Below are 25,315 nucleotides of genomic sequence, written 5' to 3' on the forward strand. Positions count from 1 at the left end.
ATGCGGCGTTACTTGTGCCCTATAAATCTAGCTCTAGGGTTTACACCGAGATCATATGAGGTCGGATATTGGTTGGCTCTGCGCTTGCTGGCGTTGGCTCTACTCCAGAAATCGCCGCCTGCTTTTCAATAAGATCTTGAATAAAGCACTCCGTCCACGCCTCTAACGCTGCGACATTTAGCATCGCCATCGGTTGTTGCGACCATAGAACGGCGCTGTTTTCTTGATGCGACACAATGTGTGCAGGCCAGTATTCACCAAAGATATTGCTCTTCGCCAGCTGTTCCGATATCGGGTTTGCCTCACCAAGTTCTGCATACAATACCATCCACTCTTCATTCTGATGCGTGAAATGAAGTTGATACTTTTGGTCAATCAACAGGCTATAGATACCATTTTGCGCGGTTGGATTCTGTAGGCCGTTCTTTTCGAAAAAGTGTTTAACTAGGTGATCGAATGTGGTTGTCATTAGTGGTTAGCCTCCAAGTTGACGATGCTGAATTCTCCCGATAAGCCGAATTTCGGTAAGTCGTAGCCTGATTTGTGCCAGAAGTCCTGAACAAACCAGCTGGTGAAATCTTCCTTACTTGGGAAAGAAAACTCACCAAAGTTCGGGTCAAAGAAGGTCACTTTTTCTCCATCTACCGCGGCGGCAACGGCGTGTGCATTACTTGGACCTTCAAGGCCGATCTTCTTCAATAGTGATGTTTTAGGGCCGTTATCAACGATCTTCGCCGCAAGCTCTGCTGCACCATTGCGGCTACGGCTTGTTTGCCCATGCACACGTGATAATGCACCAAGTTCTCGGTAAGGTGATTCGATGTTGTTGCTTCTTAGCCAACCTTCTGTGATCGCTTCTTGGTCATAACCCACCATGCCATCGGTTTGCAGTTGCGCGACAGACTGCATTGTCTCTTTGTTCAACTTGCCTTTGTCGCTTGCCGTTCCTGATTGAAATAGCTGTTCGCCAAGGTTAGAGCCTTCTGCTCGTGCCTTCATCCAGTGAGCGCTCAGTGCCTCACAACATCCGCCAGAGGTATTGGTGTCTTTTAGGATGGCGTTTTTGATGCTGCCCGTTACCTGAGAGACCTTCATGGTCACTTCGCCGTTGTGTTTTGCTGCCGAGTTACGCAATGAAGCGGTTTTAGTGCTAACCAGAGCGTGCAAAATACGGTCGCCCAGCGTTTGTACCGCTGTTTTGAAGTTTTGTAGCTTTGAGCGAGGCTCTGCGCTTTGTTCTGGTGTCGCGCTTTGCAGAGAAAACGAACTGATCGGTGCTGGGTTTGCAGTAGCACCGCTATTTATCTGTTGCAGCATAAAGTTGCGAATGGCATCTGGCGTCATTTGCGTGCTTGCACTCAAACCACCAAGTTGACCTTGGTTTTGTGGTTGGCTGACTGGCGCAGTGATGATTGGTCGACTGATAGGAGAGATATTAGTAATACCTTGCATAACTACCTGCTTTCTTTGTTTGTTTTTGTATGCAGCAAGGTTAACCAAAGCAATGAAGGTGGGCTGTTAGCCATGGTCGTTGTTTTGTTGATTTGAGCGAATCCTTCTCTCACATAGAGAAAAGACTCTTAGAAAGATTAATAGTAACTATTCATATAGAACCATACGATATAAATCACTAATTAATCTTTAAAATCTTATTTGCCATTTTTATTTGACCAGGAAGATAAATCATCTGTAACAAATTAGGCATTGAAAATATGACTACAGCTTTTAATAAATTTAAAATAATATCGTAATCACCAGGAGTAAATTTAAGAGCTGACATTAAAAAAGCTAGAAGGATAAATGCATAACAAAACTTTTGAACAGACTCATCGGGATACCAAGAGTACGTTATTTTCGTTTGATTTTTTTCTTGTTCTAATTTACATCGAAGCTCGCCCCCAATTTCACTCCCCGCAAGAATTGAACTTGAGTTTGTGAGCTCACGTGTATTAAACAATCTGTCTTGATGAGCTTCAAAACTTCGAGAAGTTTTTCTTCGTATTATTAGGATATTTTCCTTCTTCTTAGTCAAGTAAGCACCTTCACTAGGGTTACTCTCATTCAAATAAAAATAATCAGTATTGTTTAACCGAGAAAGAATCTCTTCTATTGGTTCATCGCTATATTTTTCGCTTCTATAAAGTGCGTGATTTATATGCATTACAATATTACAGCCTTGTTTAAAATTGAGATGTAAATTTTAAACAAGGCCGGCTAAAACACCACTTCCAAAATGACCATATTTATAGGCAAATGGTCTTTATTTTAATAAAGCTCCAAACTGCGAGAATTTCACGCCGGCACTCTATCCGAAATCACCTTGCCATCTTTGATGGTGATGATGCGCTTGGTGCGCTCTGCTAGGGTGTTATCGTGCGTCACGATGATCAAGGTTCTGCCTTCAGCGTGGAGTTGATTGAACAAGGCTTCAATCTCTGCGCCAGATTTCGAATCCAATGCACCAGTAGGCTCATCGGCTAGGATGATTTGCGGATCGTTGACCAAGGCTCTTGCAATCGCGACCCTCTGCTTTTGACCGCCAGAAAGCTGATTTGGTTTGTGGTCGAGACGATCCCCTAGCCCGACTTGACCTAGCAATTTAGCGGCACGCTGGCGACGTTCTTTGGCTTTAATGCCAGAGTAAACCAACGGCAGAGCCACGTTATCCAACGCTGTGGCGTATTCCAGCAAGTTAAAGCTTTGGAAGACAAAACCTATCTTTTGGTTACGAATACCGGCTAGCTCGTTCGGGCTTAAACTTGCGACGTTTTGACCACCCAATTGGTATTGGCCATCGGTTGGTTTATCTAAGCAACCAAGCATGTTCATCAAAGTCGATTTACCCGAACCAGACGGACCAAGAATGGAAAGAAATTCCCCTTGGTTGATGGTTAAGTCAACGCCATCTAGAGCGCGCACTTCGGCCTCTCCGCTTGCGTAGTATTTGCAAATGTTAGTCAGCTCAACCAATGGGGCGTTCGACATTTTCTCTCCAGAATTCTTTTTATTATTCACTTTGTAGCGCCTCCAGCGGGCTCACTTTTGCTGCTCGGTTAGCAGGTAACCAAGCAGATGCGACGCCAATAAACACCAAGGTGGTAATTACAATTGCAACGACTATCCAAGAGAGCTCAGGGACAGGTCTGCCAAGGCGTTCATAAAACATGTTGCCTTCTAAATTGATCGCGCTAATTGCGCTAACAAGCGCGTAAGTCACTCCTAATCCCAATGCGCCACCTAACATCATGGTCATCAGCGATTGCACCAAATAGTGCAGACGAATCGCGGTTGGCGTAGCACCAACGGCCATGCGCACGCCAATATCTCTGGTTGAACGTTTCACGGTTGCGTACATCACATTCGCAATCCCGACGCCCGCCACGGCAAGCGTGACAAAGCCAATGATGCCAAGAAAACTTTGTAGACCAACTAAGAACTGTTGCATGCTTTTCTGTTTAAGGAACATGTCTTCAACTTGGACGACTTGCTCGTCACTCACACTGGCACCATGTTTACGAGCAATCACCTGACGAATGGTCTCTGCGAGTTTTTCACGATCTGCATTAGCTTGCGGCTCTACATTGATGCCACCAATATCACCATTAGTGTGAAAGCGTTGCCACGTGGCTAACGGCACAAAACTGGCGTAGTTAATTTGATCACCCTGTTCGATTTCAGCACTGTTTTTCTTCAACACGCCAATCACAGTGAACTCTTCACTGCCAATCTTGACCTTTTTACCCACAGGATCGGCTTGTAACGTCACAGGAGCAAACCAGCTGAAGTCTTCATTAGGATTAAACAGATCCGCGGCGAGTGAATAACCCAAGACAACCACCTTACGCATCTGCTTTTGGTCGAGCGGATTGAGCCAACGACCGCCATCCATTGGGATCAGATTGGTCATGGACGCAAAATCCGTCGTGACGGCTAATGGCTCTTGCCATGAACCTCTATCGTCCACGGTGATACGCTCATCCCATACTGCGGTTGGCGCAACGCTTTTCACCTCTGGTAGGGCTTTAACGACATCGGTATCGTCGGCTTTTAAGGTTAGAAACTTACCTTGGTGGAACACACCATAATCGACAGTCGCCATGCCTCCGGTTAAGTAAATCAGATTACCGTTGCCATTTTGCGCGGTTCTCAATACGCCCTGACGAATGCCCTCGCCCACGGCCAGCATTGCGGCGATACACAAGGTCGCCCATGCCACAGCAAGAATGGTTAAACCCAAACGCAGCTTTTCTGCTGCCATTTCTTGAAAGATTTGTCTCATCGGTAACAACATGATTACGCCCTCGCACTTAATGCAATTACGGGGGTGAGACGCGATGCTCGCCTTGCCGGAAAGTAAGACGCTAGCAACGCCAAAACCAGCGTGACTAATAGTGACCAAGCGATAGAGTCTGGCGTGATAACCGGAAAACCTAACCACTCCGGTAAGGTAATGGAGCCAAGCAATGCGACCACTAAATAAGCAACCATTAAGCCGAGAGCTGTACCGACCGCCACCAAAATGAGTCCTTCAAGGATGAACTGGTTGAGTATGGATTTTTGCGTTGCACCAATCGCCAAGCGTACGCCGATTTCTCGCGTTCGTTCTGTCACAGAGAGGAACATAATATTCGCGACACCAAGAGCGCCAACGGCCATGGTCATCGCACCGCTTGCCCCAAGGAAGATTTGAATGCCACGAAAAATACCCGTTATCACCGCTGCGCCCTCGCTGAAGTCTGGCAAGTTAATCGCTTCTTTGTCGGTTGGGTCGAAGTGCAATTGCTTGGCATAGAAGTTAACAATGGCTTGTCGGAATGCGTTACCATCCATACCGTCGACTGGCTTGAGTAGCAGCATCCAAGGTTTGGCATCCCACAAATCAAGGTAGGTAGTTTGAGGGATGAAGACTTTACGGCTATCACCAAATGAAATGCCCGCATCTTCGTCTTTCATAATGCCGATCACCAAAAAGGGCACGCCATTAACTTTGGCCATTTGACCGATACTGATTTCACCCATTTTGGCAATTTGGTCGCCCAAAATCGCTACGCGAGTGTGATTGGCAATATCACTAGGCGACAGATTACGCGAACCCGACTCCAACTTGCGTTGAATCAATGAGAAATAGTACGGGTCTATGCCGCTAACAAAACTCGTGAGTTTTTGGCCTTTTTCATTGGTGATGTTTGCATCCCACTTGGCATACACACTGGATGCCGATTTCACAAAGCCAGATTGTTTGATCATATCGACTTTATCCTGCGGGATCTGAATCTGACGTCGTAAAGGTAATCCGTGCCAAGGTTTGCTGGTGCTCGATGGAAACGCGACTTGCACATTATTGACCATAAACGACAACTGCTGAGTTTGATGGCGATAAAAGCCCTCTCCCAGCGCAATCAAAACCACCACAGATATAACGCCCCACGCAATGGCAATGATGGCGAGCATACTTTTCATGCGGTGTGCCATCAGCGTTTGCCATGTTTGCTGCAATAAGGTTTGCTGCAATAAACTGGTCATGAATTAAACGCTCGAGAGATCAGTGCCATGGTGTCGTCATCTAACTTGCCTGCAGTTTGCAACAAGCCGATACGCTGACGCCAATAGTTGTACAAGTTGGTTTGTAGGCTGTTTTTCGCCTCAAACAAGCTGTTGTGTGCACTAATCACTTCTGATACTTCGAGCAAACCCGCATCATAAAGCTTCTCTTTGCTGCGCAGCACTTTCTCACGAGAAGTAACCAATTCGTCCGCCATCAAAACTTGGTTCCAGTTGATGTCGACTTGAGTGAACTGCTGGATCACGCGCTTTTGAATATCGATTTCCACTCGACGTAGATCTTGCTTTGCACTTAGGGTATTAAGTGACGCCTCATCGACTCTGGCTCGTGTTGCGCCGTTCAAATCAATGGGCACACTGAGTGTAATGCCTGCATTGAACTCGCCGTCTTTACGTCGGTCATCATCGTTGTAACCAACATTCCCTTTTAACGTTGGGTAATACCCACCTTGGGCAGAATCTTTTGCAAACTCGCTGGCTTTCACGTTTTGTGCGGCCACTAAAAGCTCTGGACTGCTGTCCTTCGCGAGCTTTAACCATTGCTCTTGAGAGTCCACCAGCAAGGGCGGTTGAACAAGGGAATCAGTACGAATTTGATCGACGTTTTGCGGGATTTGATTGATCAACGCAGCCAGTTCCGCTCGCTTCACTTCTAAGTCAGAACGCGCATTCAAGATACCGGCTCTGTCCGCAACTTGTGTTGCTCGAATCTCTTCGACATCCACCGATTTCACTTTACCCGCGAGATAACGCTTCTCGATGATCTTCAGCAGTTTGTTGCCTTCTTCCAACTTGGATTGCGCCAGTTGCAAATCACCTTGTGCACTCGCGACATCCAAATACGATGAAAGCAATCTTTGTGCTAATTCATTATGTGATTGAGCCAGTTCAAGCTGAGCTTTGATGTAGTTGGCATTCGCTTGGTCTAGATCCGACCACAAGCTGCTGTCCCAAATGGTTTGAGAAAGCGATGCCCCATAACTATTGGTATTGTCGGCAGATTCGCTCCAATTTGCTGATGCTGTCGCACTCAAACCGGGTAAGAGTGAACTACGGCTTGCATCGACACCCACTTCACCAAGTTGAACACCAATTTTGGCTTTCTCGTAATTTGGATCACTTTGCTTTGCCTGTTGCCACGCTTGTTCAATCGAAATTGCATAGCTTGGTAAGCTGAGTGTTGCCGCTAATATCGCAACACCAATTTTAGATAAGTGCAGCTTAGCCATGTGCGGCTCCCATCATCATGCTGTTATCGATGATCTCTTCATCTAGCTCAACACCATCTAACACTTCTACATTGATGCCGTCCGACAAGCCTAGCTTCACTTCCTGTTTGTGGAAGCCTTGCTCTGAACTATCAGGGATCAATACGTTTGGCGTATCGCCATCAAATTGCAGCGCTCGTTCTGGCAAGGTTAATACGTTCTCAGATTTCTTCAGTGTGATTTGTGCCGTTGATGAAAAGCCTGAACGCAGCAATACTTCTTTCGGGATCTTCAGCTCACCCACTTCGACCTCAAATCCGTTATCGAAGCTTTTTGCAGAGGCATTGCCTTCAGGCGAATTTAGGTTTTCTGATTGAATCGCCACTTTGGTTAGCACACCAGAGATTTCCACATCAGGATACGGCGCCACGGTTAGTAGAACTGGCATCCCCGGAGAAAGCTGCGCGGCATCATGCTCGCTCACGCTGCCTTTGAAGATCAAACTGTTCATGTCAGCCAGAGACATCATTTCTGTCGCGGCTTGGCTAGATTCAGTTGATATGATTGGCTCACCGACTTCGACTTTACGGTTTAATACTGTGCCATCAATTGGTGCGTAAATGGTTGAGGTTAAACGAGCGTCACCAATGGAAGCTTCACCGCTGCGAATTAATTCGAGGTTCTGGCGTTTTTGCAGTACGTTCGCTTGAGCCGATTTCACGGTTGAACGCGCACTAACATATTCATCGTAATTCTTTGGAATGATGTCTTGCTTCACCAAGCTTTCTAGGTTGGCGAGCTTTTGTTTGGCTGATTCGAGGTCCGCTTCACTGCGCATTAAGTCTGTTGAAGCATCAGTAAGCGCTTGAGGCGTCGGGTTCGGACGAACCTTAATCAATGGTTGGCCTTGCTTGACCTTTTCACCGACCTGAACGTACATCTCACCCACGATACCATCGATTTGTGACTTAATAGATACTGAGTGTGCAGGGACAATATTGCCGACTGCCACCGCTTGTTTCTCAATGGTTCCCTTTTCCACTGCCAACGTCGGAAACGCCTCTGGTTGAGCCGAAGATTGCAAATAGAAATACGCACCGCCGCCAAGTAATGCAACGCTCACAGCAGCGACAAGCCAAGTTTTTGCCATTATTGATTCCAATTATTGTTTTGTAGTCTTGTGACCATCTGATGAACATAAAGTTCTAAGGATACCGTGGTTTGAAGCCGCTAAAACTGTCATATTTGGTAAGGTTTTGTCAGGGCGCTTTGACAATAGGCAAGATGAATAGCTGAGATTGGAATTTGGCTCACTCACAATCATAAACGTTAACAGGGTCGATGATTAAACCTCAACACAACGACCCGTTGGCAAATGCTCCAGACGATCACCAAGCACTTCTTTCAGTAAATGATACGCCTTCATGCCCGTGCAATGGCCCGTGTAAAACTTCTCAACAGGGTATCTAGATAGCGCTATCCCTAATGCTTTGATGTCATCTTTAGTGCCGCCAATGCTATTAAATACGGGTAAGCCCACAAGATGAAAGCCACCCACTACCGCTTTGATCCTGTCGTTTGGAAACAACTCAACGGCCGTTTGAATCATGTTCAATACTCCGCTGTGCGCACATCCAGTAAAGATAACTAAGCCATCCTCCTCCTTAATCACCAAAAGTAGTTCGTGCTCAAAGGTGTCTTTTTCATAACGGCCGTCTTTCGATTGAGTATAGAGGTACTGATTTCCTTTGGGTTGTGGGTACTTGTCGCTGATCTTCGTAATAACATGAACATTCGGAGCAACTTGTGTCGTTTCAGTGACCAGCACGATACGGTCACTTGTTCTCTCCAATAACGCTTTGTCGATGCCCACATCACTTTTAAAACCAAAAGCTCGAAAGCAGTAGTCCTTGTCTCCACACGATTTTAAATAGACTTTGGCTACATCGTTTTGCTCTAGAAAATGAGATGTGCCGTTGCAATGGTCATGATGCCGATGAGAAATAACCGCGAGATCAACTTCTTGGATATCGATGTTTAGTAAAGGCGCGTTGTCGCAAAACGTTCGCCCACTGCCCATATCAAACAACAGTTTGGTTCCTTCTGTATCGATATGCAGCGATAAACCGCGCTCGACACAGAGATCGGTTCTGTGCTCAAGACGAGAATTATCAACGAGAGTGGTAACGATCATTGTGCCTCCTAATGGCGTTGAACCGCTTTAGTGGATGAGACAATAGCGAGGTTTGATGCTTGTAGAAAAAAGTAATGGTAATTGTGTGATTAGACAGAGGTTTACGGTACACGTTTTCGATCGTGCTTGATTTTTATTCCAATTCTAATCAACCTCATCCATCAAAGGTCCTTACGCAGAACCATTGATGTGGGGTCATCCAGACGAGCAGGTTCAATAACGCCTAAATAACAAAAGCCCAAAACACTTGTTTTGGGCTTTTGTTAATCTTCCAACCACATGTCTAGACAGTCTTGTGGGTTGGGGCTGAGTGCAGGAAATACCGCATACTCTTTCAACACACCTTGTTTCTTAAATCCACATTTTTCGAGCACGCGAATACTGGCTTGATGGTCGATATGAGGCGCTGTATGAATCTGCTCGACTCCGATACTTTTCAGATACTCAATCCCGAGCTTACACGCCTGAGTCGCATACCCTTTACCTTGATAATTTCTAGAGATCCCAAAGTGAATTTCGCTATGACTGTTTTCAGGGATTAAGACTAAGCAACCAATGGGAACTTGAGTTGCGCCTTCTTCAATTACGAGTACCAAGAAATTAGGGTGAGCCAACTCGTACTGAGCTCGCCATCGACCGATCGCTTGTAACGTTTCGTTTGAGCTTTGGTGTACTTGTCGATTGAGATACAAACACGCTTGTTCATCACCAAGGTAGTTTTCAAACAAAGGAGCGGCATCTGTTTCTTCAAGGTACCTAATTGCCACATCTTGCGCTTCAACCCTCATTCACTTCCCTCTCGAACAAGTTTCTTTGGGTGTTAAAGGTTGGCCACTAAAAGTCGAACGCAAATCCGGCTCCATACGCACTTTCGTCGAAGTTGTAATTAGAGATTGTTAGGCCGTAACCTGTTTCTGCTTTCATGTAACCTCTTAGCCCTTGATAAACGGGGAAGTTCCAAGATGCGCGATAGAAACCCTTTTCCCAATCTTTTGTAAACACGTTGGATACCGTGAACTTTAGTTTGTGATCATTTTCAGAAATCCAAGCTGCTTCTAGCTCGCCATACCCAAGAAAGTCAACGATATCCGGGTTGTAATGGTTACTACCAACATCAAGCCACGTCTTAAAACGGACAAAGCCAGCGTCAAAGCGCCACTTGTTATCTAGGTATACGCGATTCCAACTGACTTCATCATTTCCACCTGCACCATTGGATTGATGCTCAAAACCAAGCGAAATGCGCCAAGGGTTTAAGTTCCAACGATAGAAGACGGCAGGATTATATTGGTCATCCCTAAAATAAGCAGAATCATCGTATGCCTCCCAGTTAGAACGCTGGGTGTAAGAGACAAAAAGCCCATCATCACCAAAAACCAGTAACTTGTATTTCATGCTGATTTGGAACTGAACCATGACATCTTTCGCATCATGACCGTTAGGATTAAGCGGAGCGAAGCGTTCTTGATTTACCTTTGATTCCGTATAGAAAGGCAATAAATAGTTGTCTTCGTGAGCAGAGAAACGTCTCTCCTCTGCATAGACCTCTGTTACAAATATCGATGTAAAAGCAGCAAGTACGCATACTTCTTTACGGTTAAGCATCATCGTCCTTTTTATCTGTAAATCCATGAATTCAATATAGAAGATAATTGGCAACTTATCTGTTGAATCAACCTATCTTCTCTTGATAAACATCAGGTTGCCATATCTGCATAAAGTTCTCGACAGGCTCAATAGGCTTAAAGCCGCACTGTTCATAAAGGCCGTGTGCATCGCGCGTCGCAAGAATCATTCTGCGTAGACCTTGAAGATCTGGGTGGGACACAATTTCAGAAACCAACCACTTACTAATACCACTGCCGCGGTAATCAGGGAGCACGAAAACATCGGCGAGATAAGCAAAGGTGGCTTTGTCAGTAATAAGGCGAGCAAACGCGATTTGTTGATTCGAATCAGTAAACACGCCGAAACAAAGAGAGTTTCGTATTGCTTTATCTAACGTTTCTCTCGGCACACCTTTCGCCCAATAGCTTTGCGAGATGAATTGATGGATGCAATCCAGATCCATCTCTTCAAAGGCGGTACTGATGCGATACCCTTGCATGTTGCTCTCCATGACAGTTAATTAACTTTGCTTTTTTAGCTCCAAGAGCAGGTAACGACATACATAGCCAGCACCTGATGTGTAACCAACGAGGTTTTCTAGTGATACGACTTCAAGCCCTGCGTTTTGGCTGAATTCACGGACTTCGCTCTCGGTGTAAGCGGTATGTACAACCGCGCCACTGTAGGTATTTCTTGGCAGGTCTTTTCCATCTGGGTCGTGACATTGGAAACTGATAAAACATCGTCCGTCAGCATTGAGCTTGTTTGCAACGCACTGAAGTAGCGATTGCGGATTGGTAAGAAATTCCGTGAAACCGAGTGCGGTAATGATGTCGAAGGTTTGATTGAAAATCGGAGAGAAAGGTTGGTCGAGATTATGAACGTTGACGCTTTGATAGAGGTTTATCTCGCGCGCTTTATCAACCATTTTGGATGAAATATCCAAGCCGTGAAGAGTAGCTTCAGGGCAATGCGTTTTGATGACCTCCCCGATGCTGCCTGTGGCACAAGCTAAATCAAGAGCAGAGACTTGTTGGAGATTGAGCGTCTTTAACTTTCCATCTATCCAGCGCGGACCAACGTACTGACTGTCTTCGATTAGTTTCTGATAGCGCTCAGATACTTCATCATACATTGTGGCAACGTCCATGATTCCTCCTTGATCTTTGAACGTTGCCAATGTAGCACGCCATACTCACCTACACACTTATGTCATTGTAAAAACGTGAAAAAGGTCGGCGTGCTACACATTAGTTTATGCCATCCAGATCCTTGCCAAAATGCCAATTGGCGTTGTGACTCCTGTGGTGATTGAGCTCACCTCTCCATCTTTTAATACATAGATAGTGGGCGTCACACTGATGCTCCATTCTTGCATAATGCTGCTTTTCGGATCGTTGATGTTGTTGAACTGGTAACCTTTCGCCTGCATGAATTGGTCTACCCGTTCTTGCGGACCTGACGCACCTGACACAGTGACGACTTCATAGTAATCACTCAGCCAACTCACGCTTGGGCTAACAAACTTACATGCCGGACACCAGGTTGCCCAAAAGTAGACCACAACGGGCTCTTCATGACTTTTGGCGATCACGTCCATATATTCACCATCAGCCATGACTACGCTTAGCGGCGGCGCTTGCTCTTTAGGAATGTCTTTGGTGCGATACCAATCCATGGCGACCGAAATCACGGTCACCATAAGCACCATTTGCAACGCTTGACTAAGCCAGTATTTCAGCGATTTGCGCTTTTTTACTGTGTTCACTTAATCGTGCCTCCACTTGCTTGTTCGATTGCTTTCACCACAACATCGTCAGTCAGTATCACAGGCAAAGGAATACCCTCTGGCGCTGCTGGTCCATATACGATGTTAAATGGCACACCAAAGCGACCGTGTGCACGTAGGAAGTCGGTCACTGAGCCGTTCGGATGTGTCCAATCGCCTTTCAGTGTCGCCACGTTCGGACTTTGCAACAGTGAATAAACCGGATCTTGCCAGATCACACCAATCTTGTTGGCTTTACAGGTCACACACCAATCTGCCGTCACATCGACAAATACCACACGACCATTTTTCACGTGCTCAGTGATGGCTTCGTTAGAGAGTTTTTCCCAAGCCAAATCTTCTGGCAATGGCGTAGCCCAATGATTTGCAGTCACACTGCCTAACACCAAACCACCAGCGATCAGAATCAAAGAGGCGCTTCCTGAGATAGCTAAGGCTTTGTTGCCATAAATATGCTTCACACGTGCCATGATCGCGATAAACGCTACCAAGCCAATCAAGATAACCCAGAAGATTGGTAAGTGGTTTGCCATCAATGACAACAACCAAACGCTAGTTGCCAGCATCATGATGCCGAAGACGATTTTTACGACATTCATCCACTGACCCGGTTTTGGCAGTTTTAAGGCAATACCTGGGAAGATCGCCACTAAAATCCATGGCAGCGCCATACCAATCGCAAGTGCGGTAAAGACTGCGAATAACGTGATGACATCAGCACCCAATGCGAAAGCCACCGCTGTGCCAAGGAAAGGTGCAGAGCAAGGCGTTGCTAGTAGTGTCGCAAACATGCCTTGAACGTAATGCCCCACTAACGAGTTATCGCCTTTTGACGCCAACCAAGTATTGGTACCTGAAGAAAGACGAATCTCAAACAAGCCCAACATATTGGCACCGAACAGTGCAGTAACTAAAACCATCACACCAAGGAACCAAGGGCTTTGGAATTGAACGCCCCAGCCGATAGCGCTGCCTGTAAGCTTAAGCACCAAGATAAAGCCAGCTAAGATCCAGAACGAAGTCAAAATACCTAATGAAGACGCGATGAATTGCGTGCGAATTTGGCGGCGTTCTACCCCCTGCGCGGCAACAATACTACTTAGCTTCATGCCCAGAACCGGTAACACACAAGGCATGATGTTGAGAATCAAGCCACCGAGCAACGCAAATAGGAAGATGCTCACCAGTGATGTACTTGGCAACGTCTCTGTGATCAATCCTGTTTTAACAGGTGCTACTTCTTCTGCTAGCAAGTTGCTATCTTTAATTGAAACGAAAACCGATTGGTTATCCAGTTCCACATCACCCAGCCACGTGTTTACTTTGTAGTTTGCTGTCAGGGTATTGCCTTCTTGGTGCAGCCCAAGCAGTTTGAAACTGTAATCGCTGGTGTTTTCATCGACACCATCAACCAGCACCTCTGGTTTTTGCCAACCTTGTGAATTGGTCAGTTTGATTTGTAGTTTAGATTGGTTGGCATCCCAGTTTGCTTCTGTCACATCAATAAATGGCGAAGCTTGAGGTACACTGCTCACCGCTTGCGCATAGCTGAACATCACACCTTCATCGACTTGTAAGTCAGAAGGCATGAAGGACAATTGAATATGGTAATCCGTCAGGACACAAATCGTTGTGCACGAAGAAAGCGTCAATGTCGCATCAATCGTCACAGGTTTAGTCATATCTTCAACGTGCAAGGTCATCGGGAAAAGCGTGTCGCCTTTGTAACCCAGCGTTTCAATACCAAGCAGTTCATATTTCTGCGGATATGGCCACTGCCAATCCACCTTAGTTAGGTTTTGTGATTTTTCCCAATCAATGGATGGCGCAACACCGCCCTCGCCCGGCGAACGCCAGTAGGTTTTCCAGTCGCCGCTCAATTTGACATCGAGATATCCCGTCAGCGTTTTTGCTTTAGGATCGTGTTGGCCAGTAAGGACAAAGCGCGTTTGCACAGGTGGATGCTGCGGGTTGGTCAGCCATCCCGTGTCTGTCGTTTGTGCTTGGGCAATTAGCGAGAATAAGCTCAGTGCCAGCGTCATGATAAGCATCAACGCGGCTTGAGTCGTTTTTTTCATGTGGTTCATAGTTATTCCTAGTTAAAAACAAGTGTAGAGAAAAACTGACGATATGAAACTCGTCAGAAATCACTTGTCATTCGCGGAATACACACAGGGTGAGATGGACTCGATACTTTTGGACTATCGGTTCGGTCCATTGTCTTTTGCTGGCGAACGCACAACAGCGCCACACGACAAGCGCGAAAATGCCAACAAATAATACAACGACCAAGGTTTCCAGTTGTTGCTGAGCAAATTGAATCAGCTTTTCAGACAATTCACATTTACTCGTGTCATGCCCTTTTTCTGCTTTTACGATTTTAACTTCATCGCCAATGAGCACAGAGGTAGAGCTAGAGTCATATTGCATAGCACAACTGAACATCAAGCCAGAATTTTTCATCAAGCACACAACAATCACCCAGCCGATTAGTGCTAGGAACCATTTTCCCTGTTGTCGGGACGCGGCAGATTGTAGAGTGGATGAGTGCATTCTAACTTCGATAAATGTGGAAACGCGGGAAATCATACGCAAGTTAATATAAACCTCAAGTAGTATGATTTTTTGAACAGCGCGTTTTCGTAACTAACTGTGATAGTCTTATGACTACCGTTTCTGTAAATAATTCAACATGCTCAATAAAGTTAATCTTGCTGATATTCGCTCCTTCGTTTTGATCGCTCAACTGGGTAACTTCACCAAAGCGGCAGAAGCGCTTTCCGTCTCTCGGTCTCATGTGTCTCGCCAAATCAGTGGACTTGAAGCACAAATGGGTGTGACCTTACTTACTCGCACCACGAGAACATTACGCCTCACTCACGCTGGCGAGCATTTCTATCAAGAGTGCGAAAAAGCGCTGCACGACATCGACCAAGCGTTAATCGCTGCTGTTGACGATACTCAAGAAGTGCGCGGCTTGATTAGAGTGAACTGTGTGGGTGGCTACATCGGTGAAGACATCATTGCTAAATACGTCAATGAGTTCATGTTGGAATATCCGAACATCACCGTAGATTTGGATTTCTCTTCACCACGTATTGATTTGATTGAAGACCAATTCGATGTCGCGATTCGCATGGGCGAGTTGGAAGACGCAGGATTCGTCGCACGCAAATTGATGATGATCGATATGGTTACGCTTGCAAGTCCGAACTATCTCAAAACGTACGGCGAACCTGTCACGCCAAAAGAACTGGCGAAACATCGTACTCTGACAGGCTCAGTCACTCGCTGGAGTTACCGTAACGTGGCTAACCCACAAGAGCACAGCGATGTCATCGTGAAAGGTAATCTACGCTGTAAAAACGGACGTGCACTGGTAATGGGCGCGCTATTCGATAACGGCATCATCCGTGTCCCTCTCAGTTATTGTGATGACGAGGTCGAACAAGGCAAACTGGTTAAAGTAATGCCGGAATGGGAAATTCCGTCGGTGCCGCTATCAGCGATTTACCACCGTGATCGCTACCAACCTAAGCGCCTGCGCACCTTCATCGATTTCGTCAAAACCAAATTTGCACAAGACTTTGATGTTTAAGTTTGGCGCATAAAAAAGTGCGTAAGAACCGAAGCTCTTACGCACATTTTTCGAGCTTAATGAAGGCTAAGATAACTTTTCTAAATAGCTCTTTATATCGACATCATCGATAAGCTCATCCGGTAAATAGCGCTTGGCGTAACTTAGGTAAGTGCCACTGGTTAACAGCAGCTTAAATACGTCTTTATCAATGTGACCACCGAGTGCCATTTTCGACATAATGCTGATTGCCTCACTCAATGATTTGGCCTTCTTGTAAGGTCGGTCGGCCGCGGTTAACGCTTCAAAGATGTCAGCAACCGCAAGAATACGCTCCGGAATCGACAGGTCTTCGCCCATCAATCCACGCGGATAACCAAACCCTTCCATCGCCTCGTGGTGAGTCGTAGCATAACGAGGTACACGTTCTAACTCTGGCGGGAATGGGATGCTCTCTAGCATCTTAATGCCGCTGATCATGTGCTCATTAATCTTAAAGCGCTCTTCTGCTGATAACGTACCGCGCTGCACCGCCAAGTTATAAAGTTCACCATGGTTGTAAAGCTTCTCTGGCACCGTCATATTAATGCCAAACTCAGGGTCAAGATCAAACGGCTGCTCACGCTCAATCACATGCTCAGGACGGTCAGAAAGCAGCTTCTCCGTTGCTGGCGTTGGTTGTGGTTGATAACGCGTTTCTTCTAATGGCGATAAACCAAGTCCACAATCGAAGTAACGCGTCCACTCTTTCTCAGCCAACTTGTGTAAACGTTCGATGCCTTGATCCGACATAAACTCCGCCCCCACGTTCGCACTGGCGACAAATTCGAACTCTTCTTTCAGCGCAGCAAATTCTTGTTCAAGTGCTTGATCAGGTTGTTCATCGACGCCCATAGCTTTTAGTTTTTTGAGTAGATATTGAATCTGCGCATCTCGCCACAGCACCTCAAAGCGCATGCGAACTTCGTGAATTCGATTGTAGTTAGTTTCTAGCTTACTGCCTTTATCGACCACGTATTCCGGCGTGGCGATCTTACCGCAATCATGAAGCCAAGCGGCAATACGGAATTCACGGCGCTCCTCGTCATTGGCAAACTCAAAAGCTCCAAACACGCCTTGGTCAGATTTCTCTGCTTCTTCCGCAAGCATCAACGCAATCTCCGGCACACGGTTACAGTGACCTGCCGTATAATGTGATTTTTCATCGATGGCGCGTGCGATAAGTTGAATCACGGAATCAAAAAACTCATTTTGCCTTTGTTCAAACTGCTTAAGCGAGTTGCTGCCTCGCATCAACGAAAGACTAAGTTGATGAATTTCTTCAATGCGAGAATGAACACGCTGCACTTTGTCGTATTCGCGATCACGTACAAACCTGACTTGCTTTCTCAATGCATTGATGGGGTCTGAGATCGGTTTTGCCATTTCCCACGCGACTGGAATGAGTAATGCAAGAACAAACAACGATGCGCCCACAGCATATAGCGTCACTTCATTTACGCCTGACATGACGTAAGACTGTGGAATCACGACAGCAAAGTAACGCTCTTCCTTATGAGTGAGTTTGGAGACAAAAACATACTTGTCTTTCCCATTGAGCGTCACTAGTTGAACGGAATTGATGAACTTAGGATCTTTGGCAAATTTGACCAGCTCTTCGTATGGCGTAAAGGTATAGGTCGACACTGCTGCCTTACCCTCAAACCATTTTTCACGCAGCTCTTTTCTTTGCTCTGGCGTAATCGCGTCAATAGCGCGGTTAATGATCTCAACTAAAGGTCTTTGTTCCTCATTCGCCAAGTAGTAAAACGCGTTGGAGAGGTTTGAATCCTTAACCAAAGTGATGGCTAAGTTCTGACGAAATGTTTCGCGTATTTTGTTGGCCAATATTTGACGGATGTCGAGCACAGCGACGATGTCACCATTCAATACCCCGTCGATCGCATCGTGCAAAGAAGCGTAATTGACGATGGTCATTTGCGGGTAAGCTTCTAACAAGTCGTCTTGAATGCTCCACCCTTTCAGCAAGCCAATTCTTTCGTTCTTCACTTGCTCTAAGGTATTGATGTGCTTGTTCTCTTCTGTGGTGAGCAACGCAAACTTTGCGTGATAAAGAGGTTCACCGACGACACCGATGCTCGAAAGGTCATCTTGGTCGGCAATCGATTGAAGAATGTCGATATTGCCATTTTTAAAATCGTTGACGAGCTCATTCCAACTTCGACCGTTCACAAACTTAAACTTTAAGCCGGTCATTTCAGAAATCATCTTGAACAAATCAATCGAGAAGCCATTTGGGCGACCGCCAACGGTGTAATCAACCGGAGCCCAGTTATTTTGGTTCGACACTTTCAAATCTGGCGTTTGGGCGACCAGTGCTCGTTGCTCGTCAGTTAAGTTCACCGGAGAGACCAAAGGTAAGCGATCTTCGATGTCGACCATCTTGTTAGTTGCAATCAATCGGCCATTGGCTTGATAGATAAACGCCTCCGCTTCTGGCGCTTTCTTGTTTTCGACAAAACGGTTGGTGAGTTGCGCCTCTAACGAGGAGAGAAGAATGTCCACACCCACCACAGTATCGGATTCTGGCACCTTAATGGAAAAGGTTTCCCCAGATACTTTTAGAGTGTTGAACAAATATGGAGAAGTATTGTAAATGTCATCATGGTCAGCATTTTCAAACCAGCTGCGTTGAGTCGGGATGAAGTTACTAAACTCATCTAAAACATGGCGTGATACAAAGTTTTCATCATAGTAAATACTTACCTTACGACGATCTCGCTTCACTCCGCTATGCGCGATCAACAACCACTTGTCCCCTAGTTGAGCATCTACTCGTGAGCGAATTTCCTCTGAGGAAAGGTTGATCAACTGGAAGAAGTCGTTGTTCGCTTTGGCAACAAAAATACTATGAATGCCGGGCTCTCTTACCAACAATTTAGACAAAGGGATAATGATGCTCTCTTCGGGCGTATCTACCCCGATGAGCGACACTAACTGCGCGCCGCTTCGTGCCACGTTCTCAGCTAAATTTTGTAGATTAGATAAATGACTCGATACACCTGTCGCTATGGTTTGATATCGGGTGAGGGTGTGTTGCAGCTCAGTTTTCCTTGCAAAATGGTATTGCAAAGTAATCGCCACACCTGCTGTCACTAGGGTACAGAAGACAAACATCAACCCTAGCACTGTCCTTAACGAAATCCGTTTACGTTTCTTCATCGTTTCAGCTTGGAGTAATCCAAGCGCCTTAATCCTTTAACCAACTGAAATTATTGTCTAAAAATTGAATTTAAGCCAATCACGAAATTTGATCGAAGCAAACAAAAACGCCTCCATCGGGAGGCGCTTTATCTTGGTGACTAAATTGAGTTGGGGTACTTAAGTGAAAACGTAACAATTATGCTTGTGCTGGAACGCTTTCAACTTGAGTTTGTTGCTCAGCTTCTTCTTTGTTGAAGCCTTCGTGTAGATGGTAGTAACGTTGGTAAATCACGCCACTGATGGTCATCATGATGGCAGGTAGACCAATCATCATAAATTCTAAGCCCATAATGGTGCTTGCTGATTGCTCTACGTTTGGTACGTAACCCACAACAGACAGACCAACACCCACAATGAAGCCACCTGCTGCGCCTGCGAACTTCACAAGCATGGTTTGTACTGAGAAGATAACGCTCTCGCTACGACGACCTGTTTTGTGCTCACCGTAGTCCACAACGTCAGCCAGCATTACAGTTTGCAGCGCGTTCGCAATACCCACGCCAAACTTAATTGCTGCACCCGCCATACCAATCATTAGCGCGTTAGCTGGAGCAATAAAGCCCATCAACAGTAGAAGTACACAAGACAGAATTGGGAAGCCACACGCGATAGGCCATAGAAGCTTACGTGGAAGGAATGCCGCAAGACGTGGGAATAAGAACACCCCCGCGACTTCTGCCGCGCCTGCGACCGCCATGTAAACTGGGAATAGCTCTGCGTTACCCAGTGCGTAAGAGAAGTAGTAAATCGCAAAGCCACCAACCAATAGGTTCGCAATTTGGAAAGACAGAACCGTGCCGATTAGCGCTTTAAGCTGGTCGTTTTTACCGATGATAGTCAAAACGTCTTTGAAGCTGAATTTCTCTGCTGGTTTTGCGTTAGCTGGTGCCGCTTTCTCTTTTACGTTACGAGCAATCAAGAATGCGCTCATCACAAACAGAACCGCAATCAGCATCGCAACATTGAAGAAACCGTCGCCTTGGTTGCCGTTACCTAACTCACCCACAATGTGCAGACCGTAAGTACCAGTAATGAACCATGCAAGGCTCGCGAACAAACGTGGCCATACCACAAGCTTTTCACGTTCTTGGCGAGAGCTTGATAGCGCTGGAATCATTGACCAGTATGGGATATCCATAATGGTGTACGTTAGGCCCCAAAGGATGTATGCCGCCGCTGCGTAGATGTAAAGCGTAGTGCCTTCAAACATGTGAGTACTGAAAAGGCCGACCAGCACTACTGCGTTTAAAAGCGTACCAATCACAATCCAAGGACGGAATTTACCGAATTTTGAGCGCGTGTTGTCAACAATCACTCCCATCATTGGGTCAGTGATGGCATCGATAACACGAGCGGCTAAGAAGATAGTACCAACGAAAGCAGCAGACAAGCCGGCTACGTCAGTGAAGTAGAACATTAAGAAGATGTAGATAGGTGCACAGGCAAAGTCTTTACCGAGTGCGCCAAGGCCGTAGGACAGCTTGGTTTGTAGCGTAATTTTATCAGACATAATAGTTCCTTAGTGTCGTACTGCTATTCATTCCCCTAACTAGAATTCATAACGTCGACGTCTTTTATTTATATTTCGATGCTAATGCTACTCACACACTGAATGCCTTACTGTGATCAAAAACCGCTTTATGGAAACGTTTACAGACAAGTTTTCAAAATGAGACATCGAACAATATTTAGACCTATTAACGTGAGGAGATCGTGTTATTTACGTCATTTTATCAACACTTTACGCTCATTAAGCATGAGAACGATTTCAAAACGGCCAATTAAAACCAACGCAAAAAGCCGTACAAACCTGATGTCTGTACGGCGATAGAAAACCAATGAGAAACGATGAAATCGTCTAAATAGCTATGATTCTAAATAGGCAAGGTTCTAAATCGGTAAGACTTAGTGAATACGTTCGAACTTCACCAACATGGCACTTTCTGCATCGAGGATTGGCATGGTTAAGCCAACCTCTTCACACCATGCACCAGATAACTCACAACCAGATTCAGTCCAAGGCGGTTGGTAATTCACGATGTCATCGTAGTTAGACGGTTTATCCAATACCGTTACTCGATATGTCGCTTGTGGATCCAAGCCCGGTACACGCAAATGCCCACTTAAAGAGTTCGTTGGCATCGCGAGCTGAGCAATCATCACCACGGCTTCCGATTGATCGTTTGAGACAACCGCATGAATTTGATGTGCTTTATCGTCCGTTGGGATTCGCCAAGTTCTTCCACTGTGTAGCAATGGACGCAGCATTTTGTGCAGCTTGATGTAGCGCTCAAAGCCTTCTTTTTCCGCTTGTTCTTCTTTCACTGGGTCAAGCTCAATCCCCATATGACCGAACAGTGCCGTAAGCCCGCGGAACTCAATACCATGGCGGCGGCGCGTACTATGACAGTGGCTCGCACCAATATGGCTGCCCATCACTTCTGGCGGGAAGAAGTAGCTCATACCGCGTTGAATGGTTTGACGCTCAAGTGCGTCGTTATTGTCTGAAGCCCAGAAACGATGCGTGCGTTTCAGAACCTCAAAATCAATACGACCACCACCAGCTGCACAAGATTCAATCTCGACTTTCGGGTGCTTTTCACGAACTTTATCGACTAACTGATAGTAACGTTGGGTTTGATTGTGCGCCGCAGCCTGACCTAAATGCGCAGGCTGAACGACTTCGCGGTTCATATCCCATTTGATGTAAGCGATATTGTAAGTCGAGAGGAAGTGATCCAATCGCTCAAACAAGAAGTTAAACGCATCATCGTTTTGTAGGTTAATCACGTATTGGTTGCGACCAGTTGGCTGATCGTAACCGTTTACAGCCAGTAACCAATCAGGATGAGTACGGAACAATTCGGAATCTTTGTTGATCATTTCTGGCTCAAACCACAAGCCAAATTCCATGCCCAGCTTGTTTACGTGTTCCACAATCGGGTGCAAGCCATTTGGGTACTTAGCTTCACACAGGAACCAGTCCCCTAGCCCTGCTTTGTCACCGTTGCGCCCTTTGAACCAGCCATCATCAATGATAAAGCGTTCAACACCCATCTCTGCCGACTGAGTTGCCATCGACATGATGTATTCAGGATCGTGGTCGAAGTAGATACCTTCCCACGTGTTGAGGTGGATCGGGCGAGGTTTGTCCGTGAAATCACTCGGCAAAATCGTTTCGCGTACATGAGAGTGGAAGTGATGACTCATACCATTCAAACCACAATTACTGTGGCTCGCGTACAACCAAGGCGTTGTAACGCTCTCACCTTCTTTTAGCGCTACTTCACCAGGCAGGTAAATGACTTCAGCCTGCATGTAACGGCGGCCATCTGCTTTCACGTCTACGCGCAATCTGTGGTTGCCACTCCATGCGAAATGGAAGCCCCACACATCGCCATTCATTTCATCAAAGTGAGTCGTACCAGCAACAAGCGCAGGATAATGCTCATGAGAGGTACGTCCGCGACGGTTTTCTTGTTGGTAGCCGCCTTGCAGCAATGGCTGGCGCACCGTTTGGAACTCATGAACCCAGCGGCCGTAGTAAGTCATCAACTCATTCGCACGAGCTGGTAAAGGCAACGTATTGGCAAGACGGTTCACATGATAAACGCCTGCTTTTTTGTTGGTGAGCGTATGACGCGTTTTCACCACATCGTTGCTATCAAGCTTAAGCTCGGTTTGTAAACGAAGACCTGCGATCGCATCTTCGCTCTCAATCACAATACTGTCTTGCTGTTGTTCAATATGGGAGATGACAAACACTGGAGCCCAATCTTGACCATCGCGATGCCCTTCCACACCAGGGCTGCTGAAAACGCCACGACCAAGCTCTGGATGTAGAGTCATGGATACGTCGCTGTCCAAACGACCGTATGGCACGGGACGATGTAAAGCCATGCGGAAACCACTAAGGTCACCACTTACTTTTTGTCCCCAATGCAGAATCTCTGCATATTCGCCCAACTCTACAATCAATTGAGTTTGCTGACCGGTTAGCTCAATCAGTGTTTTGTCCGTCATCTTGTCTTACCTTGAAACTGGAAATTACGCTGCATCATAATGAAAAAAACAAAAGAATCTGTGAGCCACACCAAAATCATGGAAACGTTTACAGTTAATTTTTCAAACTTGTGCCATCGCCCGCTACACCTTATTCCTTCTTATATTACGCAGCGATCAGTTCAAAAAACCTCAGATTTTTTAGTTACTGAGTTCTTTAAAGCACTACACGTAGATTCGAATATAAAACTGATTTACAAAGAATTTTTCACGAATTAATTCATTGCGTTACAACAACAAAATTATAAATAAGGTTACAGACCGCTCAGTTGAACTCATCACCTCTTGAAGTGGTTAACCGACAACCGTATTCTTGATGCTTCGAGATTCTTTATGAAGTGTCTCTCTTGGGTCCTAACTCAAAATCCCAGTTTGACGATACCGCAAATGCTCGTGTGCAGTGCGCCCGCGAACCACTTGTTGTATATGCTTCCTTGTCTCACATGCCCAGTTGATTTCAATTGGGCTCTCTTTCCTCTTCTTCCTAACAACTCCCTCTCCTTAGATAAAAGCCAATTTAAATCAACATCTTAAAAAGGATAAACTTCCATATTCCAACTCAAACACAGACCAACCAAAGTAAACGATTCCAACTTACGCGGTTAGAAATCAATCTAAAAATCGCGCTTAAAACCTCAATTTAAGAGATCGCAATCACACAAAATAGTAATAAACCCCTCATTACGACAAAAATGCCAACCTCATCATGAAAACGTTTCCAGAGTTTATTTACACTGCGCAGCGAGTTAGGACTCAAACCAATAAAAAATAAATCCATAAAAATAGAATGGAGACACTTCATGAAACAAAAGACGCTTGTAAGAGCGCTTGGGTTAACCCTCGCCCTAGCACCGCTTGCTGGTATGGCTGCAGTGGAGAACATCACTTACTTTGGCTACGCCAAGTGGGGCAACATTTACACCGATAACGATGAACACAATGGTGGCAAAGGCGAACGCAACGATGTGATTCGTGCAGGTCAAGGTTACGGTAACTACCGTTTGGGTAACGAACTGAACTGGTGGGAAGCGGGCCTCAAAGCCGACGTTTGGCAACAAGGCGACGCGTACTTTGATACCACACTTTACCTTGGTAGCGGCGAAAGCTGGGGAGACGTTAGCTTGATCCAAATGTGGTCAGCAGGTCATGGGCTGTTTGAAGGCCAAGCGGATGCCACCGTTTGGGCGGGCGAACGTTTTTACCGCCGTCATGAAGTGCACATGATCGACATTAAATACTGGGACACATCAAGCACAGGTATCGGTATTGAAAACTGGGATCTTGGTTTTGCTAAAGGTCACATCGCATGGATGGCGCCAAACTCTAGCGCAGATGGCCGCAGCTTACACAACATCGACGCACGTTTAAGCGGCATTGAACTGAGCGACAGTGCAGATCTTACGGTCGGTTTGAACTATGTGTTCACGCAAAACTCTAGTTATGACGAAAGTGACATCACCACTTCTGGCGCTATGCTTTCTGCACTTTACCGTCAAGCTTGGAACTATGGTTCAAACACATTCGCTTTCCAATACGGAACAGATGCCCTTGCGGGCGGTTTGATGAGTGCTGAAGGTGGCTCAAACCGTAAATACAACACTGGTGTTGAGCACGATGGTTACAGCTGGCGTATTTTCAACTCTGGCGATCTTAACGTGAATGAAGATTTCCAAGTGATGTACTCCATCGCTTACCAAGACAAAAACCTGGATAACAACGAAGGTGAGAAATGGTTCAGCGTAGGCGCTCGTCCTCAGTACAGCTGGACAGAATACATGGCAACCGCACTTGAAGTTGGCTACGAATCAGTAGAAGCACAAAACGGCGCTGGCACCAACGACATGTACAAAGTAACGGTGGCGCAAATGTTCCAAGCAGGCAAAGGCGTTTGGGCTCGTCCATCACTGCGCTTATTCGCGACCTACTCAGAGAAAACCGATGAGTGGAACCGTGGCGGCGAAGTCTATGGCCATGCTCGCAGCGCTGGTGGACAAAACGTCGACGAAATCACCTTCGGCTTTAACGTCGAAACATGGTGGTAATCCAACCCC

21 protein-coding genes are annotated in these 25,315 nt (G+C 46.0%); 2 read left to right on the forward strand and 19 right to left on the reverse strand.

Annotated features, from left to right (window positions below; genetic code table 11):
• Positions 1–40: 40 nt before the first annotated feature.
• The 16 genes from ATB76_RS18655 to ATB76_RS18730 all read right to left on the reverse strand — a co-directional run bounded on the left by ATB76_RS18655 (position 41) and on the right by ATB76_RS18730 (position 14,914).
• Entirely contained in the window at positions 41–469 is a 429-nt protein-coding gene (locus ATB76_RS18655; RefSeq protein WP_061035906.1) for a CesT family type III secretion system chaperone, read from the reverse strand.
• Positions 469–1,452: a YopT-type cysteine protease domain-containing protein gene (locus ATB76_RS18660; protein WP_061035907.1), complete on the reverse strand. Its 984-nt coding sequence runs from the start codon at positions 1,450–1,452 to the stop codon at positions 469–471. The genes ATB76_RS18655 and ATB76_RS18660 overlap by 1 nt, the downstream gene beginning before the upstream one ends.
• Positions 1,453–1,630: 178 nt before the next feature.
• The gene (locus tag ATB76_RS18665) at positions 1,631–2,161 is read right to left on the reverse strand and encodes a hypothetical protein (protein ID WP_061035908.1); all 531 of its coding nucleotides are present in this window, start codon (positions 2,159–2,161) and stop codon (positions 1,631–1,633) included.
• A gap of 131 nt (positions 2,162–2,292) precedes the next feature.
• Positions 2,293–2,985 (reverse strand): ABC transporter ATP-binding protein, encoded by a 693-nt coding sequence (locus ATB76_RS18670; protein ID WP_061035909.1) that lies wholly within the window; start codon positions 2,983–2,985, stop codon positions 2,293–2,295.
• Between the two features lie 22 nt (positions 2,986–3,007).
• Complete coding sequence (locus ATB76_RS18675) at positions 3,008–4,291, reverse strand: ABC transporter permease (protein WP_061035910.1); 1,284 nt, start codon at positions 4,289–4,291, stop codon at positions 3,008–3,010.
• A gap of 2 nt (positions 4,292–4,293) precedes the next feature.
• Positions 4,294–5,523 (reverse strand): ABC transporter permease, encoded by a 1,230-nt coding sequence (locus ATB76_RS18680; protein ID WP_038880611.1) that lies wholly within the window; start codon positions 5,521–5,523, stop codon positions 4,294–4,296.
• The gene (locus tag ATB76_RS18685) at positions 5,520–6,791 is read right to left on the reverse strand and encodes a TolC family protein (RefSeq protein WP_038870603.1); all 1,272 of its coding nucleotides are present in this window, start codon (positions 6,789–6,791) and stop codon (positions 5,520–5,522) included. Before ATB76_RS18685 ends, ATB76_RS18680 begins: the two co-directional genes overlap by 4 nt.
• On the reverse strand, positions 6,784–7,920 hold the full coding sequence (locus ATB76_RS18690) for an efflux RND transporter periplasmic adaptor subunit (RefSeq protein WP_038870601.1): 1,137 nt from the start codon (positions 7,918–7,920) through the stop codon (positions 6,784–6,786). Before ATB76_RS18690 ends, ATB76_RS18685 begins: the two co-directional genes overlap by 8 nt.
• Before the next feature lie 195 nt (positions 7,921–8,115).
• Positions 8,116–8,964, reverse strand: coding sequence for an MBL fold metallo-hydrolase (locus ATB76_RS18695; protein WP_061035911.1), 849 nt, complete (start codon positions 8,962–8,964; stop codon positions 8,116–8,118).
• Between the two features lie 263 nt (positions 8,965–9,227).
• Positions 9,228–9,752, reverse strand: a complete 525-nt coding sequence (locus ATB76_RS18700; RefSeq protein WP_061035912.1) for a GNAT family protein — start codon at positions 9,750–9,752, stop codon at positions 9,228–9,230.
• Positions 9,753–9,798: 46 nt separating this feature from the next.
• Entirely contained in the window at positions 9,799–10,569 is a 771-nt protein-coding gene (locus tag ATB76_RS18705; protein ID WP_061035913.1) for a phospholipase A, read from the reverse strand.
• Between the two features lie 67 nt (positions 10,570–10,636).
• Positions 10,637–11,071 (reverse strand): GNAT family N-acetyltransferase, encoded by a 435-nt coding sequence (locus ATB76_RS18710; protein ID WP_061035914.1) that lies wholly within the window; start codon positions 11,069–11,071, stop codon positions 10,637–10,639.
• 21 nt (positions 11,072–11,092) lie between these two features.
• Positions 11,093–11,722, reverse strand: a complete 630-nt coding sequence (locus ATB76_RS18715; protein WP_061035915.1) for a class I SAM-dependent methyltransferase — start codon at positions 11,720–11,722, stop codon at positions 11,093–11,095.
• A 105-nt stretch (positions 11,723–11,827) separates the two neighbouring features.
• Positions 11,828–12,340 (reverse strand): protein disulfide oxidoreductase, encoded by a 513-nt coding sequence (locus ATB76_RS18720; protein ID WP_039975310.1) that lies wholly within the window; start codon positions 12,338–12,340, stop codon positions 11,828–11,830.
• Complete coding sequence (locus ATB76_RS18725) at positions 12,337–14,448, reverse strand: protein-disulfide reductase DsbD domain-containing protein (RefSeq protein WP_061035916.1); 2,112 nt, start codon at positions 14,446–14,448, stop codon at positions 12,337–12,339. The genes ATB76_RS18720 and ATB76_RS18725 overlap by 4 nt, the downstream gene beginning before the upstream one ends.
• A 67-nt stretch (positions 14,449–14,515) precedes the next feature.
• Positions 14,516–14,914: a hypothetical protein gene (locus ATB76_RS18730; RefSeq protein ID WP_038870581.1), complete on the reverse strand. Its 399-nt coding sequence runs from the start codon at positions 14,912–14,914 to the stop codon at positions 14,516–14,518.
• 139 nt (positions 14,915–15,053) lie between these two features.
• On the opposite strand from ATB76_RS18730, the gene ATB76_RS18735 reads away from it, so the two are divergent.
• Complete coding sequence (locus tag ATB76_RS18735; protein ID WP_039975308.1) at positions 15,054–15,959, forward strand: LysR family transcriptional regulator; 906 nt, start codon at positions 15,054–15,056, stop codon at positions 15,957–15,959.
• Between the two features lie 66 nt (positions 15,960–16,025).
• On the opposite strand, the gene ATB76_RS18740 is transcribed toward ATB76_RS18735, so the two are convergent.
• The 3 genes from ATB76_RS18740 to ATB76_RS18750 form a co-directional block, all read right to left on the reverse strand.
• Positions 16,026–19,160: an HD domain-containing phosphohydrolase gene (locus tag ATB76_RS18740; RefSeq protein WP_042602493.1), complete on the reverse strand. Its 3,135-nt coding sequence runs from the start codon at positions 19,158–19,160 to the stop codon at positions 16,026–16,028.
• 178 nt (positions 19,161–19,338) lie between these two features.
• Complete coding sequence (gene melB, locus ATB76_RS18745) at positions 19,339–20,712, reverse strand: melibiose:sodium transporter MelB (protein WP_038870574.1); 1,374 nt, start codon at positions 20,710–20,712, stop codon at positions 19,339–19,341.
• Positions 20,713–21,107: 395 nt separating this feature from the next.
• Positions 21,108–23,225: an alpha-galactosidase gene (locus tag ATB76_RS18750; RefSeq protein ID WP_061035917.1), complete on the reverse strand. Its 2,118-nt coding sequence runs from the start codon at positions 23,223–23,225 to the stop codon at positions 21,108–21,110.
• An 839-nt stretch (positions 23,226–24,064) separates the two neighbouring features.
• On the opposite strand from ATB76_RS18750, the gene ATB76_RS18760 reads away from it, so the two are divergent.
• Positions 24,065–25,306: a carbohydrate porin gene (locus ATB76_RS18760; RefSeq protein ID WP_061035919.1), complete on the forward strand. Its 1,242-nt coding sequence runs from the start codon at positions 24,065–24,067 to the stop codon at positions 25,304–25,306.
• Positions 25,307–25,315 lie beyond the last annotated feature (9 nt).

This window comes from Vibrio sp. MOR3 (assembly GCF_001557775.1).
Taxonomy (GTDB): Bacteria; Pseudomonadota; Gammaproteobacteria; order Enterobacterales; family Vibrionaceae; genus Vibrio; species Vibrio jasicida.